15 protein-coding genes, 1 tRNA gene and 1 pseudogene are annotated in these 14209 nt (G+C 65.4%); 3 read left to right on the forward strand and 14 right to left on the reverse strand.

What is annotated here, in order from left to right; genetic code table 11:
• Nucleotides 1-6 precede the first annotated feature (6 nt).
• From VOI27_RS21505 to VOI27_RS21535, 7 genes are all read right to left on the reverse strand, one after another.
• Nucleotides 7-1272 carry a glutamate-5-semialdehyde dehydrogenase gene (locus tag VOI27_RS21505; RefSeq protein ID WP_323768433.1) on the reverse strand — a complete coding sequence of 422 codons (1266 nt, stop codon included), beginning with the start codon at nt 1270-1272 and terminating at the stop codon, nt 7-9.
• Nucleotides 1273-1351: 79 nt separating this feature from the next.
• Nucleotides 1352-2455 carry a glutamate 5-kinase gene (gene proB, locus VOI27_RS21510; protein ID WP_323768435.1) on the reverse strand — a complete coding sequence of 368 codons (1104 nt, stop codon included), beginning with the start codon at nt 2453-2455 and terminating at the stop codon, nt 1352-1354.
• Nucleotides 2443-3480, reverse strand: coding sequence for a GTPase ObgE (gene obgE / locus VOI27_RS21515; RefSeq protein WP_323768437.1), 1038 nt, complete (start codon nt 3478-3480; stop codon nt 2443-2445). Before obgE ends, proB begins: the two co-directional genes overlap by 13 nt.
• Before the next feature lie 155 nt (nt 3481-3635).
• Nucleotides 3636-4178, reverse strand: coding sequence for a GNAT family N-acetyltransferase (locus tag VOI27_RS21520; RefSeq protein ID WP_323768439.1), 543 nt, complete (start codon nt 4176-4178; stop codon nt 3636-3638).
• Between the two features lie 396 nt (nt 4179-4574).
• Complete coding sequence (gene rpmA / locus VOI27_RS21525; protein ID WP_323768441.1) at nt 4575-4844, reverse strand: 50S ribosomal protein L27; 270 nt, start codon at nt 4842-4844, stop codon at nt 4575-4577.
• A 12-nt stretch (nt 4845-4856) separates the two neighbouring features.
• Nucleotides 4857-5456, reverse strand: coding sequence for a 50S ribosomal protein L21 (locus VOI27_RS21530; protein WP_323768442.1), 600 nt, complete (start codon nt 5454-5456; stop codon nt 4857-4859).
• A gap of 215 nt (nt 5457-5671) precedes the next feature.
• The gene (locus VOI27_RS21535) at nt 5672-6502 is read right to left on the reverse strand and encodes a DUF2059 domain-containing protein (RefSeq protein WP_323768443.1); all 831 of its coding nucleotides are present in this window, start codon (nt 6500-6502) and stop codon (nt 5672-5674) included.
• A 197-nt stretch (nt 6503-6699) separates the two neighbouring features.
• Between VOI27_RS21535 and VOI27_RS21540 the strand changes: the two genes are divergently transcribed.
• Nucleotides 6700-6789, forward strand: a tRNA-Ser gene (locus tag VOI27_RS21540).
• A 125-nt stretch (nt 6790-6914) separates the two neighbouring features.
• On the opposite strand, the gene VOI27_RS21545 is transcribed toward VOI27_RS21540, so the two are convergent.
• From VOI27_RS21545 to VOI27_RS21565, 5 genes and pseudogenes are all read right to left on the reverse strand, one after another.
• Complete coding sequence (locus VOI27_RS21545; protein WP_323768445.1) at nt 6915-7064, reverse strand: hypothetical protein; 150 nt, start codon at nt 7062-7064, stop codon at nt 6915-6917.
• A gap of 36 nt (nt 7065-7100) precedes the next feature.
• Nucleotides 7101-7302: pseudogene (locus VOI27_RS21550) on the reverse strand (IS3 family transposase); the annotation flags it as partial.
• Between the two features lie 32 nt (nt 7303-7334).
• The gene (locus VOI27_RS21555) at nt 7335-8798 is read right to left on the reverse strand and encodes an aspartate aminotransferase family protein (RefSeq protein ID WP_323768447.1); all 1464 of its coding nucleotides are present in this window, start codon (nt 8796-8798) and stop codon (nt 7335-7337) included.
• Between the two features lie 3 nt (nt 8799-8801).
• On the reverse strand, nt 8802-9872 hold the full coding sequence (gene cysK / locus VOI27_RS21560) for a cysteine synthase A (protein WP_323768457.1): 1071 nt from the start codon (nt 9870-9872) through the stop codon (nt 8802-8804).
• A gap of 66 nt (nt 9873-9938) precedes the next feature.
• Nucleotides 9939-10307, reverse strand: coding sequence for a cupin domain-containing protein (locus VOI27_RS21565; RefSeq protein ID WP_323768449.1), 369 nt, complete (start codon nt 10305-10307; stop codon nt 9939-9941).
• A gap of 135 nt (nt 10308-10442) precedes the next feature.
• On the opposite strand from VOI27_RS21565, the gene VOI27_RS21570 reads away from it, so the two are divergent.
• Both VOI27_RS21570 and VOI27_RS23195 read left to right on the forward strand, forming a co-directional pair.
• Entirely contained in the window at nt 10443-11993 is a 1551-nt protein-coding gene (locus tag VOI27_RS21570; RefSeq protein WP_323768451.1) for a winged helix-turn-helix domain-containing protein, read from the forward strand.
• Nucleotides 11994-12145: 152 nt separating this feature from the next.
• Nucleotides 12146-12370, forward strand: coding sequence for a hypothetical protein (locus tag VOI27_RS23195; protein ID WP_416374707.1), 225 nt, complete (start codon nt 12146-12148; stop codon nt 12368-12370).
• A gap of 136 nt (nt 12371-12506) precedes the next feature.
• Here the strand turns inward: VOI27_RS23195 and VOI27_RS21580 are convergent, their stop codons facing one another.
• Together VOI27_RS21580 and VOI27_RS23200 are read right to left on the reverse strand one after the other, a co-directional pair.
• Nucleotides 12507-14063, reverse strand: coding sequence for a multicopper oxidase family protein (locus tag VOI27_RS21580; RefSeq protein WP_323768453.1), 1557 nt, complete (start codon nt 14061-14063; stop codon nt 12507-12509).
• Nucleotides 14064-14076: 13 nt separating this feature from the next.
• Nucleotides 14077-14209: ATP-binding protein (locus tag VOI27_RS23200; RefSeq protein WP_416374708.1), on the reverse strand; the 133-nt coding region annotated here is incomplete at its 5' end.

Here is a 14209-nt window from a genome sequence, read left to right on the forward strand (position 1 = left end):
TCCGGCTCAGGCCCGGGTGGTGCCGTCGCCCTCAACCAGGTACTTGAAGCTGGTCAGCTGCGCCGCGCCCACCGGGCCGCGGGCGTGCATCTTGCCGGTGGCGATGCCGATCTCGGCGCCCATGCCGAACTCGCCGCCATCGGCGAACTGGGTCGAGGCGTTGCGCATCAGGATGGCGCTGTCGACCCGCTGGAAGAACCGCTCGGCGGCGGCATCATCCTCGGTGAGGATGCATTCGGTGTGGCTCGAGCTGAAGGCGCGGATATGGGCGATTGCCGCGTCAAGATCATCGACCACCTTCGCCGCGAGGATGGAATCGAGATACTCCTTGCCCCAGTCCCCGTCCGACGCGGCCACCGTGCCCTCGATCTTCTGCAGGGTCTCATCGGCGCGCACCTCGACACCGGCATCGATCAGCGCCCGGATCACCCCCTGGCCGATCGTGTCGACCACATCGCGATGCACCAGAAGGCACTCCGCCGCGCCGCAAATCCCCGTCCGCCGGGTCTTGGCGTTGAGAACAACATCGAGCGCCTTGACCGGATCGGCGGCCTTGTCGAGATAGACATGCACGATGCCCTCGAGATGCGCGAACACCGGCACCCGCGCCTCGCGCTGCACCAGACCCACCAGCCCCTTGCCACCCCGCGGCACGATGACGTCGATGAAATCGGTCATCGTCAGCATCTCGCTCACCGCCGCCCGGTCTCGGGTCGGCACCAGCTGGATCGCGTCCGCCGGCAGCCCGGCCGAAGTCACCCCCTCGACCATCGCCGCGTGGATCGCACCGGAGGAATGGAAGCTCTCGGAGCCGCCGCGCAGGATCACCGCGTTGCCGGCCTTGAGGCAGAGCGCGCCGGCATCGGCCGTCACGTTGGGACGGCTCTCATAGATCACGCCGACCACGCCCAGCGGCGTGCGCACCCGGCGGATGTGCAGCCCAGTGGGCCGGTCCCATGCCTCGAGCACCGCGCCCACCGGATCGTCCTGGCCCGCCACCGCGCGCAGGCCATCGACGATGCCGCGAATGCGGGTCTCGTCGAGCAAAAGCCGGTCGAGCATCGCCGGGCTCAGCCCCTTCTCGCGGCCGTAGTCCATGTCCTTGCCATTGGCGGCGATGATCGCCTCGCGCGCGGCCCAGACCCTGTCGGCAGCGGCATTCAGCGCGGCTTCCTTGGCCGCTGACGGGGCATAGGCGAGCTCGGCACTGGCAGCTTTGGCACGGGCGCCGATATCGGCCATCAGGGCGGGGATGTCTGCGAGATCTTTCATGTCGAATGCCTTTGTTGGGCGGGGGTGCAGAGACTTTAAGCCTCCGGCGGGGATATTTACAGCCAGAAGAAATCCTGGATCACAGGGCCATGTCATCGCGGTGGATCAGCACCGCGCGGCCCGGGTAGCCCAGCAGGGCCTCGATCTCGTCGGAGCGGTGGCCCTTGATGGTGCGGGTCTCGGCCGCGGTATAGCGCGTCAGCCCCTGCCCCAGAACGTGTCCGGCCGTGTCGAGGATCGCCACCGGATCGCCGCGGCCATAGCTGCCGCGCACCTGACTCACCCCGGCGGGCAACAGGCTGCGGCCGGCCTGCAACGCCAGCACGGCGCCGGCGTCAAGCGTGACCTCACCGCGCGGCTTCATCGCCGCAATCCAGCGTTTGCGGGCAGCCTGCGGGTCGATATGCGCGGTGAACCAGGTGGCATTGGCGCCGTTCTCCAGCGCCTGAAGCGGCCGCAGGGTCTCGCCATGGGTGATCGCCATGGCACAGCCCGCCGCCGTTGCAGTCTTGGCCGCCATCAGCTTGGTCTTCATGCCACCCTTGGACAGGCCCGATCCGGCATCGCCGGCCATCGCCTCGATCTCCGGGGTAATCTCCTCGATCACCTCGTAGCGCCGCGCGGTCGGGTCGAGCGCGGGGTTGGCGCTGTAGAACCCGTCGACATCCGACAGCAGAACCAGCACGTCGGCGCCCACCGTTGCGGCGATCTGAGCGGCCATCCGGTCGTTGTCGCCATAGCGGATCTCGTCGGTGGCCACGGTGTCGTTCTCGTTGACGATCGGCACCGCGCCGAGCGAGATCAGCGTCTCCAGCGTCGCGCGGGAATTGAGATAGCGCCGCCGGTCGGCGGAATCCTCGAGCGTCACCAGCACCTGCGCGGTGGTCAGCCCGTGCGGCGCCAGCGCCTCCTCATAGGCCCGCGCCAGCCGAATCTGGCCCACCGCGGCGGCAGCCTGCGATTGCTCCAGCGCCAGTTCCAACAGTCCCAACCCCAGCGCGCCGCGCCCCAGGGCGATCGAGCCCGACGAGACCAGGATCACGTCGGCCCGGGTCTTGAGCCAGGCCACGTCCTCGGCAAGGGCGCGCAGCCAGTCGGCCTTGAGCGTGCCGGTGGCCCTGTCCACCAAGAGCGCCGAGCCGATCTTGATGACGATGCGGCGGGCCTCGCTCAGGGGCGCCACGTCTCGGGCTCCTCGTCCTGCGCCTTCTGCCGCAGCTTGTCCTCCGAGATCTCGGCCCTCAGCGCGCGCAGCACCTCGGTCACCCCGTCGCGCGCCACGCCGGACATCAGCATCACCGGCCCGCCGGCCTCTGCCTCGAGCGCGGATTTGGCCGCGGCGCGTTCCTCGTCATCGAGCGCGTCGATCTTGTTGAGCACGGTCACCCGGGGCTTGTCAGCAAGATGGCCGCCATAGGCCTCGAGCTCGGTGATGATGGTGCGGTAATCCTCGGCCACGGTCTCTGAGGTGCCGTCGACCAGATGCAACAGCACCGAGCAGCGCTCGACGTGGCCCAGAAAGCGGTCGCCGATGCCGCGGCCTTCATGCGCGCCCTCGATAAGCCCGGGAATGTCGGCGACGACGAACTCGGCGCCATCGACCCCCACCACCCCGAGGTTGGGATGCAGCGTGGTGAAGGGGTAATCCGCGATCTTCGGCCGGGCGTTGGAGGTGGCGGCGAGGAAGGTCGACTTGCCGGCATTGGGCAGCCCCAGAAGGCCGGCGTCGGCGATCAGCTTGAGCCGCAGCCAGATCGTGCGCTCGACCCCGGGCTGGCCGGGATTGGCGCGGCGCGGCGCCTGGTTGGTTGCGCTCTTGAAATGCAGGTTGCCGAAACCGCCATTGCCGCCGCGGGCCAGCACGATCTGCTCGCCCACCTCCATCAGCTCGGCGACCACCGTCTCCTCGTCCTCGTCGAGCACCTCGGTGCCGACGGGTACGCGCAGGATGATGTCGTCGCCATCCTTGCCGGTGCGCTGCTTGCCCATGCCGGGCTGGCCGTTCTTGGCAAAGAAATGCTGCTGGTAGCGGAAATCGATCAGCGTGTTCAGCCCCTCGACCGCCTCGATGATCACCGAGCCGCCGGAGCCGCCATCGCCGCCGTCCGGCCCGCCGTATTCGATGTACTTCTCGCGCCGGAACGAGACCGCGCCGCCGCCACCGGCGCCGGAACGGATATAGACCTTGGCGAGATCGAGAAATTTCATGGCGTGGGCCTCACTGATTGCTGCACCGGCGATAAAGAAAATGCGCCCCGGCCTCAAGCCTTGGCGCATCCCCTGCTTCTTCTGTTTTCAAATACCCTCGGGGGAGTCCTCGCCCGCGAGGACGGGGGCAGAGCCCCCAGACCGCCCCCGGCCCGTCACCGCAGCTTGCGCAGGTAGGTCCAGGTCGGCACCTGCCCGCCGCGGGCCACCGAATAGCTCTCGGCGTCGCCGATGTAGTTGAAGCCGCAGTTGGTCAGCACCCGCGCCGAGGCCGGGTTGTCCTGAAAGACGCTGGCGAACAGGGTGTCATTGTCCATCGGGTTGGCCTCGACCAGCGCCCGCACCGCATCCGAGGCCAGCCCGGTGTTCCAGAACGCCGGCGCCACCCAATAGCCCACTTCCGACTGGTTGCGGTCCATCCGCTCGAGCGAGATCAGCCCCATCAGCTCGGGCCCGTCGAGCCGTGTGCCGTCCATCGCCCAGACATCCTCGACGCGATCGGCGGCCATGGCACGGGTGACGAAGGCCTCGGTCACCCCGGGCGGCATCGGATGCGGGATCGAGGTGGTCATGCGGGCAACGCGTTCGTCGGATGCATGCATCTCGATCAGCCCCATGTCCGAGCGGCGCAGCGGACGCAGGTCCACGCGTTCGGTTTCGATCAGGGGTTGGGCAACCAGATATTGCTGGGCGGTCATGCAGTTCCTCCTCAAAAACGGCAGTCTCGGGGCCGGGACCTGTGCCGCCGGGGCGGTTCGGCCCCGGGTCACGGGTCGGGTCAATGGTGTCCTGACAGGGTCGCGGCGGTCTGCCCATCGTCGAACCCGTTCGGATTACTCCGGAAACATGGCACTGAGATGGCGATTGACCAGAGTCCATGCAAGGGGTCCACCCTCCTCCCGGGTGCGGCTTGCGCCGAATGCGATATTGACCGTCCGTGCTGACTCATAGCGCTTTGATATCAGAAAGTGATTAATTTCCGAAGGCGCAAAACGCCGCAGGGCGCCCGTGCCTCCGGGGGGGGGGCGTACAACGGGAACGGGGACCGGCTTTCGCCGATCCCCGCTGTTTGTCATGCAAACCTTAAGGTCGGCTTATTCCGCGGCCTCGGCAGCCGGCAGAACGGAAATGAAGGTCCGGCCCTTGAAGCCCTTGCGGAAGGTCACGTGGCCTTCGACGGTGGCAAAGATGGTGTGATCCTTGCCTTCGCCCACGCCTTCACCCGGCCACCACTTGTTGCCGCGCTGGCGCGCGATGATGTTGCCGGGGATGGCATGCTGGCCACCGAACAGCTTGATGCCAAGACGGCGTCCGGCAGAGTCGCGACCGTTGCGGGAGGAGCCGCCTGCTTTTTTATGTGCCATGGGGTACTCTCCTTATTTCCCGGCCAGTTCTTTGGCCTGTTGGGTCCATTCGGGCTTGACCTTGACGGCATCGAAGCTGTCAGCGTCAACCTCTGCAAGCTGGGCAAAGCTGGTGATCCCGGCTTCGTTCAGCTTTTTCGCGGCCGCAGGGCCCACGCCGGTGATCTTGGTCAGATCGTCACCGGCGGCGGCCTCGGCTTTCGGGGCTGCGGCGGTCTCGGCCTTCGGAGCCGCGGCAGGGGCCGCACCGGTCACCGAACCGGCGCCGATCGCTGCCTTGACGCCGGACTTGTCGGCGCCGTCGGCGAGGATGTCGGTCACCCGGATCAGCGTCAGCTGCTGACGGTGGCCCTTGGTGCGCTTCGAGCTGTGCTTGCGGCGGCGCTTGACGAAGTGGATGACCTTGTCACCCTTGATCTGGTCGATCACTTCGGCCTGAACCGCGGCACCGCTCACCAGCGGCGAACCGACGACGGTGGTGTCACCGCCCAGCATCAGCACGTCGTTGAACTGAACCTTTTCACCGGCATCGGCAGCCAGTTTCTCGACGCGAAGCATGTCGCCCGAAGAAACCTTGTATTGCTTGCCGCCGGTCTTGAGGACTGCGAACATTCTCGTCTTCCCTTGTTTCCGCGTTCTGTGGCCCCGGTTGCCCGGCGTTGGTGGCATCTGCCGCCGCGAACAGCGCGCCCCATGTCGGAGCGTCATGAATATCAAACCCCGCGAGGCACAGGCCCGGCGGGGTGTGGGCCTTATTCAGAGGATGGCGCCGCCTGTCAAGCGGTTTTCACCCGATTTGCACGGCATTTGCCCCACAAGGCGTCGGCTCAGAGCTCCTGCGCCGTCATCTGCCGCGCCAGCGCGAGGCCCAGCGCATAGGAGATCTCGCCATACATCCGGTCAAAGCCGGCAAACAGCGCCCGGTTGAGCGCCCTGCCCTGCGGGCTCGACGCCAATTCGACATAGTCGCGCAAAGCCGCCTCTTCCAGCGGACGATAGGCCAGCATCATGTAGGCATAGAGCCATTCGCGGGTGTCCGAGCGGCTGTCGGCCTCGCTGTCCCAGACCACGGCGAGGATCTCCTCCTCGCTCATCTCGAAGGCGCCGCCATCGACCAGCCCGGCGTAGAATTCGTAGCTCGAGTTCATCGCGCCGACCACATTGGCGTCGATCAGGTCGTTGGCTTCGATGAAATCGCCGATCAGCCCGAGCCGCGGGTCGCTCTCATCGGCACTGACGCGATAGGCGTCGCGGGCCGCCTCCTCGACGCCCGGATCGGTCATCGCCTCGCGTGCCGAGATCTCGAGCCGGATCACCTTCTGACCGGCGTCAGAGGCAAAGAACCCCGTCACCCCCTCGAGCGGCACATCCTCTTCGGCCCAGGCGGTGGCAAAGCCGTCGCGCACGGTGGCCTCCATCCGGTCGGTGTCATAGATCCGCTGCACCACCTCGGTCCAGCTGCGCCCGCCGCCGCCGGGCAGCATGTCGAGCGCCAGTTCAGCGCCGTAATCAAGCCCCTCCTGGCGCATCACCGCCACCGTCTGCGGCAAACCGAGCTGGTCGAGCAGCGCATCGGTGGCCCGCGTGGCCTGGGCCCAGGCCGGCGCGGCAAGCGCCAGCGCCGCGGCGGTGGCGAGGGGAAGGATGCGGTGCAGCATATTCGGGGGGCTCCGGTCGGGTGGCGTTCGGCTGAATCTAACCGTTGGCCGATCGGTTTCCAAGCCGGGCCGCCGGGCAATCTGCGCAAGCCCCGGTAAACGGCAGAAAAACACCCGGCATGAAATGCTGAAAAAAGTTCCGATTGCCGCTTGCACCCCGCCGGAAGTCGGATTAAACGCAGCCCCCAGACCCCCGCGGAGAGGTGCCGGAGTGGTCGAACGGGGCGGTCTCGAAAACCGTTGAGCCTTCACGGGTTCCCAGGGTTCGAATCCCTGTCTCTCCGCCACTACCCCCCTGATAATGCTGCATAGAACGCAACGTGTCAGGGGAAGTGCGCTTGCGGGACAGAGCTGCTGCCGCAACAGAAATGCGTCAACCTACGGCGACTTTCGCACCTTCTGACTGTGCCAACTATGCTCCTTTTGCTGCTAACTTTGTGGTCACTTCCGTCAAGCTGGTGTAATTTCCCAAATGGCCTGAGGGCATGATCAGGTCGCGTTCGTGGCCGAGAATGGGATCGATCTCCTCCTTGTCGATCTGGGCGCAAGCCTCGACCGTCATGTCGCGCCTTCAGGTCTGCCACCCGATGTTCTGCTCGATGGGTCCAGGCAGCCGGCGGTTGTGGAACCAATCGACCCAGCCGAGAGTGGCCATTCCCAGACCCTGCATTTTGCGCCATGACACCTGGCGACGGACCGGTTCGGTTTTGTGGAGGCCGTTGACCGTCTCGGCGAGAGCGTTGTCATACGAATCCCCCGACGCTGCCGACCGATGGTTCGATTCCAGCTTCAGCCATACGCGCGCGGGCGGGTTCAACCGGTTGTCATGTCGTCAGTCGGCGATCGCTTCCACAACGAGCGCCCGGCCTCGCCGAACAACTTCTGCAACCAGCTCATCCAGGTCGGAGGATACGGTCCGGTGGTTGTTGATCGCTGCGCGCAGGCAGTGACGCCCCTGAACCGTGGTGTCCGACACGGCGGCGAGGCCGGCTTCCTGCATCTGCACCATGATCTCCGTATTCAGTCGTCTTAGCACCGCTTCGGACAATCCGCCGGGATCGTAGCGGAAACAGACGATATTGATGGCGGTGGGAAAACACAGGGTCAGCCCGGCGGTGGCGGTAATCAGTTCGGACAGGTAGCGTGCGTGGGCGAGGTCCTGATCGACCAGCCGGCCGAACTTCGCCAGGCCGTGCTCCTTGAGGGCCATCCAGACCTTGAGGGCGCGGAACCCGCGCGAGGTCTGGAGCCCGAAGTCGTGCAGCCATGTGCCCGAGGCAATGCCGCGCGACGCACTTTCCAAGAATTCCGGCGTTGTCGAGAACGTCCCGAGATGCGCCCCGGCGTCCCGGACCAGCGCGCAGCCGACCTCGAACGGCGCGTGGAGCCACTTGTGCGGATCGAGTGCGACCGAATCCGCGCGGTCGAGGCCGCGCACCAGCGCGCAGCCCTTGGGCGCGATGGCGAGAAGCGCACCGATGCAGCCGTCCACGTGCATCCACAAACCCTCCGCAGCGCAAAGATCGGCGATGGAATCGAGATCGTCGATCGCCCCGGTATTGACGGTCCCGGCCGTCGCGATGACGCAGGCGGGCTGAACCCCGGCTGCCCGATCCTCGGCGATGGCATTGCGCAGCGCAGAAAGGTCCATCCGGCAAGCGGCGTCGGAACTCACACGCCGCAGCGCCCGGTTGCCCAGGCCCATCGCTTCGACCGCGACCTGGTGACAGGAATGGATCTGGTCGGAGCCATAGAACCGCATCGGCGCGGTCAATGCCGCGAGGCCCAGCTCTCGCAGGTCGATGCCGGACATCGCGTTTCGGGCGACGGTCAGGCCAATCAGGTTGGCCATCGACCCGCCAGAGACCAGCGTTCCGCTGGCCGAGGCCGGATAGCCCACCATCTCCTTCAGCCAGCCGACGACCTGTTTGTCGATCTCGGCCGCGGCGTGGTCGCCTCCGCCAAGGTTGGAACCAAGGATGGCGGCAAGGAAATCCCCCAAGGCTCCGGTGAAATTGCTCGCTCCCATATACCACATCCAGAACCGCGGATGGATGTTGCCCATCGGATAGGGCATGAGGTCCGCTTCGATCTGGCGATAGATTTCGTCGAGCTTCTGGCCGTCCCGTGGCACGCCTTCTCGGAAACGCTCCCGTACGGCCGGCGGCATGTCCCGCCAGACCGGCCGGGACCGGATGTCCCGGATGTAGTCGACGGCATCGTCCACCATCCGGTGGGCGACGGCGCGGTGGGCGTCCCAATCACCAGGGTCAAGCGTTTCCGGTGCGTCCGACATGGATCATTCCAGCCGATAGCCGGGGGTCGATCGGGACAGCGCGGTCTCTTCTTCGGTCATCTCCTCCGGAATCGCGTCGAAAAGCGGCGTGGACATGTAGCGCTCGCCGGTATCGGGCAACATGCAGAGAATGACGGCGCCGGGTTCGGACCGCTCGGCAACCTTCATGGCGACGGCGAATGTCGCCCCACCCGAGACGCCGGTCAGGATGCCTTCGGACTGCGCAAGTTTCTGCGCCCAGGCGATGCCCTCGGGGCCGGAGACGGGGATCAGCTCGTCATAGAGCCGGTCGTCGACGGCTTCCTGCAACACTTGAGGGATGAAATCGGGCGTCCAGCCCTGGATCGGATGCGGCTCGAAGGCCGGGTGACTCTCGGCGGGAGAATGGTCGGCATTGCGGGCCTGGACATGACCGCTGCCAAGAAGCTGCGCATTGGCGGGTTCGGACAGGATGATCTTTGTCTCCGGCCGTTCGCGGCGCAGGACGCGGGCCACGCCCGTCACCGTCCCGCCCGTGCCGTAGCCGGTGACCCAGCTGTCGAGACGGCGCCCATCGAAATCCGCAAGGATCTCCCGAGCCGTCGTGTTCTCGTGGATGCGGGCATTGGCGTCGGTCTCGAACTGGCGCGCAAGGAACCAGCCGTTTGCGTCGGCGAGTTCCACCGCCTTGCGATACATTCCGAGCCCCTTTTCCGCCCTCGGCGTCAGCACGACCTTGGCCCCCATCATCCGCATCAGCTTGCGCCGCTCGACCGAGAAGCTGTCGGCCATCGTGACCACCAGCGGGTAGCCCTTCGCCGCGCAGACCATGGCGAGCCCGATCCCGGTATTGCCCGAGGTCGCCTCGACGACCGTCTGACCGGGGCGCAGGCTGCCGTTGCGTTCGGCCTCGTCGATGATGCTCAATGCCAGCCGGTCCTTGACGGACCCGGCCGGGTTGAAGAACTCGGCCTTGACGTAAAGCTCCACGGCCTTCGGGGCGAGGCGGTTGATCCTGATCGCGGGCGTGTTGCCGATCGTGTCGAGCACGCTGGCGTAAAGGCGGCCACGGCCCTCTGTGGTATGTGCCGTCATGATATCCACGACTTTTCTCCGGTTCTGTTCAAGGTTGTGGGCAGATTGGCGTTGCGCCGTTTGCGTTCAGTGCTGGTGTTCGGGCGGGGCAAAGAGAATCAGTTCGACCCGCTCGGCGCCGTCGACATAGGCGTCGTGCCCCGGCGGGATTTCAAAGAAGTCGCCCATGCTGATCGGCGTTTCCGTTCCGGTGTCCAGCATCCGCACGACCAGCTTTCCCGAGATGCAGTAACCCGTGTGCCGCATCGGGCAGGTATCCGGCGACCCGAGCAAGGGCTTTTCATCCTTTTCCCAGGTCCAGCCCGGTTCGAAGACAGCGTGCATTCCGGTGCTGCCGTCCGACATCTGGAGGATCGAGATGCCGCCCATCTCCTTCATGTCGAGCCGCTGGTCGGGAGTGTCAAAGCTCCGGGTTTCGATCGCTTGTTCCGTCATGGTCCTGGTTCCCTTGTTGCGATGCTGGAAGGCAGTCCCCCGGCACCGTCGAAACTACCGGGACGCCGTGCCCGATGCTTGACGGCAATCTGAAGATTTCCTGTAGGACACGACCAACTTCGTGTAGAGTTGTTCATGGCTTGGACGTTTGGAGACTTTCATCTCGACCCTGATCTTTTCCAGCTCGCGCGCCACGGCGTTCCCGTGTCTCTCGAGCCGCAAGTGCTTGCCTTGTTGGTTCATCTCGTCAGGCACCATGGCCGGATGGTTTCCAAGGACGAAGTTGTGGAGGCGGTCTGGCAAGGGCGAGCGGTTTCAGACGCCAGCATCTCCAGCCGCATCCGCTCGGCGCGTCAGGCCGTGGACGACGACGGCGCCCGGCAAAAGGTGATCCAGACAGTCCACGGGCGGGGCTTTCGCTTCGTCGCAGAGGTCACGACCTTGGCGCCCGAGCGAGCAGCATCGCGCCCTGAGACCAACGGTCTTCCCGAGCAGCTCTCCGGAAGGCCGTCGATCGCAATTCTCCCCTTCAGGCCGCTCGGGGCAGAGCCCGACCTCAGCGTCTTGGCCGAAGCGATCCCGCATGAGATCATCGAGGCACTATCTCGGCTGCGCTGGCTGGCGGTCATCGCCCGTGGCTCTTCGTTCCGCTTCGGGGGTGGCGCGGCCGAAATCGATCTGGTCGCGACAGCCCTATCGGCGCGCTACGTCCTCACCGGGATCATCGAGCAGCGCGGCACCGGGCTCGCGGTCACGCTGGAGTTAGTCGAGTCCGGGTCCCGGCAGGTGCTCTGGGCCGACCGGCTCGTGTCCACGCTCGACGGCATGGATGAACTGAGGACCCGGATCGTCGCCCACCTGGTTGCCGCGCTCGAGGCGCACATCCCCTTCAATGAAGCGCGCGTCGCTCAGCTCAGCAATCTCGAGGATCTCGATGCTTGGGCCAACTATCATGTCGGCCTCCGACACCTCTATCGCTTTACCGCGGCGGACACACAGCAGGCGCGGGCCTGCTTCGAACGTGCAATCACGTCAGAACCCGCCTTCGCCCGCGCGCATGCGGGGCTCTCCTTTACAAGCTTCCTTGCAGCCTTCTTGCGCCTCGATTCCGACAGAGCAGCGGCGGCGCGTGCCGCGCGGCAGCACGCCGAGCGGGCGCTGGAACTGGACGCGCTCGATCCCTTTGCGAACTTCACGATGGGCCGGTCGTTCTGGTTGACCGACCAGCCTATTGTTGCAGCCGAGTGGCTTTCGCGAGCAACAACGCTGAATCCAAACTACGCTCAGGGCTTCTATGCCGCGGCCTTTACGGCAATGCTGATCGGCGATGCGGGGACGGCGATCAGGGCGCTTGAGACATCTTTGCATCTCAGCCCGCTCGACCCGCTTCTCTACGGAGTGCATGGCGTGCGGGCACAGCTGCTCATGCAGCAGGAAGACTACGACGCCGCTGCCGCATGGGCCGACCTTGCCGCGATGCAGCCCGGGGCCCATTATCTCATCGGGATGATCGCACTTGCGGCCAACGGGTTGGCAGACCGGCACGAGCGCGCTGGCTGCCTGCGGCAGGACATCCGCAACCGCAAGCCAGATGCGACCAAGGCCGACTACTTCTCCGCGTTCCCGACCCGCCATGCAGCATCCCGCACACGGATCGCCGCCGAGTTGACAAAGCAGGGATTTTGACCGGTCCGGCGAACACTAAAGCTTGGCCATCTTCCGCCGCGCGGCCAGCAGGCAGATCAGATCGGTCCGGCCCTTCAGCGTAAATAGCCCCCCTTGGTGATTGTCGAGCCAGGGTTCGGATCGGTGACGCGGCGTCGCGGCGGTCACGGCCCTTGCAGGCATTCGAGCGCATCAAACGCGATTTCCAAGAACTGACCTTCATGCGTCGAAATTTAACGCCAGGTATCCCGCATCTTCCCTATCTCAAGACCTGTCCGGAAAGCATCCAATTTCCCATGCCCAACATCACCAAGTTCTCTGTCGGCGAGATGGATCCCGAGGGCATGTTCCATCCGCCGCCCACGCAAGCACAGGTCAACTCGCGTTTATCGAGGTAAACGGCCTTGAAGACGCTCCATCCACCGATCGAAGTTGTCGCCCGGCGTCCCAGCCGGTTCTACACACCGCCGATCGCCACGAGCGCCACCGTGGCGCCGCCGGGGCCGATCCCGGCACTAAGCGGGTTCCAGATTGTCAGCCGACCCCGAACCAGCCCATCATGCCGGAGGCCTGATGCGAGAGCATGTGACAGTGCAGCATCCATTTGCCCGGATTGTCCGCCACGAAAGCGATCTCCAGGGTTTCCTCAGCGCCAATCAGAACGGTATCCCTGACATCGCCCGACGTGTTCAGAGCTCCACTGCGCGCCAGAACCTCGAAGTGATGACCATGGAGATGGATGGCGTGCGGGAACATGGAGCGATTGGTCATTTCCAGTTGCACCGTCCGACCGAGATCAGCACGAAACATCGGCGTGTCCATCCCGTGCGCAACGCCATTGAAGGCCCATACCATGCCGTTCGACGCGAGTTCGCGGAAATCCATGGTCTCGCCCCGATAGACGGCCTCGCTCATGCCCCGCATCGCCCCGCCTTCCATCACCAGGGTTTCGCGTTGCGAAGCCGCTAGGTCAGGAGCGCGGAGCGTGCCCCATGCAGGCAGGGGCAAAAGGGCCTCTTCGGAAGGTTCAAGCGGCTGACCGCCCGCTGCGATAGCCGCGATACTCACCCATTCTCCATTTCCAGCGTCGATGAAAAGGGCGGATGGTGCCTCGAGGTCCAGTGGCACGTCGACGACCACATCCGCGCGCTGCGCTGGCCCGAGCAGGATCGTTTCGACATCGCGCGGCGGAACCGGGTGGCCATCCAATGCGATCAGACGTGGCGAGAGGCCCGGCAGAGCCAGCGGCATGATCCGCGCCGTCGCGGTATTGATCAGCCGCAGCCGCACCCGTTCGCCCGGTCGAGCCTCGAGATCCGGGTAGGCCGCGCCATTGACGGTGACGGTGTTGCCCAGGCGTCCACCATGGGCCGCGGCGTGGAGATCATCCCAACGGTCCTCGACGAGTTCCGCGTTCGCGTCGAGCAGCCAGTCATCGAGCACCAGCGTCAGCTCGCGGGTAGCGGCACCTGGCTCTCCCAGCCATGGCGCGCGGTCCTCGACGATTAGAGGACCAGCCAAGCCGCGCGCGACCTGTTCCCAGCCGCGATTGTGGGAGTGATACCAATAGGTGCCGGGATCGGGGGCGACAAAGTCATAATCGAAACCTGCGCCAGGGGGAACCGCGGCTTGGGTCAGCGGTGCCGCGCCGTCCATTGCGTTTTCGATCCGGATGCCATGCCAGTGAACGGCGGTCGGTTGTGGCAGATCGTTGACGAGTCGGCGGCGGATACGCTCGCCCGCGCGAACGCGGATTTCCGGGCCGGGGATCAGGCCAGCCCCTTGCGTGGCGTAGGACCAGACCGGCGTCGCCGGAAATCCGGCCGGGGCGAGCTGCGCCATGGAGGGCGCGGCCCGCAGGACCGGCAAGGCTTCCTGCACTAATGCAGAGCGTGGCAGGACGGCCATTCCGCTAATAGCGGCAGCGCCGGCCACGAAAGTTCGTCTGTTGAGGGATGTCATGAGAGATTTTCCAATCAGAGGTTCACCGGAGGTGAGGTGATCGAGGTCAGTGTGGCCGTCTCGAGAAGGATCAGCCAGCGCAACGCGAGGATTTCCAGGTGGGGTGAAAAGTGTCTTGATCGGAGTCATGAGGGTCCGGTCGTCACCGCGAAGAACTGTCTTCCACCGGCAACAGAACTTGCACGCGCGTTCCGCGGTCAAGCTCGCTTGTGACGGCGATATCTCCACCAGCCTCCCGCGCGAAACGCCGGGTCTGATAGAGGCCGAGACCGGTG

The sequence above is a fragment of the Marinovum sp. genome (genome assembly GCF_034669705.1).
Lineage (GTDB): Bacteria > Pseudomonadota > Alphaproteobacteria > Rhodobacterales > Rhodobacteraceae > Marinovum.

Coding starts and splice junctions, on each gene's coding strand:
- VOI27_RS21505 (WP_323768433.1), bottom strand. CDS start 1,272: ATGAAAGATCTCGCAGACATCCCCGCCCTGATGGCCGATATCGGCGCC.
- obgE (WP_323768437.1), bottom strand. CDS start 3,480: ATGAAATTTCTCGATCTCGCCAAGGTCTATATCCGTTCCGGCGCCGGT.
- VOI27_RS21520 (WP_323768439.1), bottom strand. CDS start 4,178: ATGACCGCCCAGCAATATCTGGTTGCCCAACCCCTGATCGAAACCGAA.
- rpmA (WP_323768441.1), bottom strand. CDS start 4,844: ATGGCACATAAAAAAGCAGGCGGCTCCTCCCGCAACGGTCGCGACTCT.
- VOI27_RS21530 (WP_323768442.1), bottom strand. CDS start 5,456: ATGTTCGCAGTCCTCAAGACCGGCGGCAAGCAATACAAGGTTTCTTCG.
- VOI27_RS21535 (WP_323768443.1), bottom strand. CDS start 6,502: ATGCTGCACCGCATCCTTCCCCTCGCCACCGCCGCGGCGCTGGCGCTT.
- VOI27_RS21545 (WP_323768445.1), bottom strand. CDS start 7,064: ATGACGGTCGAGGCTTGCGCCCAGATCGACAAGGAGGAGATCGATCCC.
- VOI27_RS21555 (WP_323768447.1), bottom strand. CDS start 8,798: ATGTCGGACGCACCGGAAACGCTTGACCCTGGTGATTGGGACGCCCAC.
- cysK (WP_323768457.1), bottom strand. CDS start 9,872: ATGACGGCACATACCACAGAGGGCCGTGGCCGCCTTTACGCCAGCGTG.
- VOI27_RS21565 (WP_323768449.1), bottom strand. CDS start 10,307: ATGACGGAACAAGCGATCGAAACCCGGAGCTTTGACACTCCCGACCAG.
- VOI27_RS21570 (WP_323768451.1), top strand. CDS start 10,443: ATGGCTTGGACGTTTGGAGACTTTCATCTCGACCCTGATCTTTTCCAG.
- VOI27_RS21580 (WP_323768453.1), bottom strand. CDS start 14,063: ATGACTCCGATCAAGACACTTTTCACCCCACCTGGAAATCCTCGCGTT.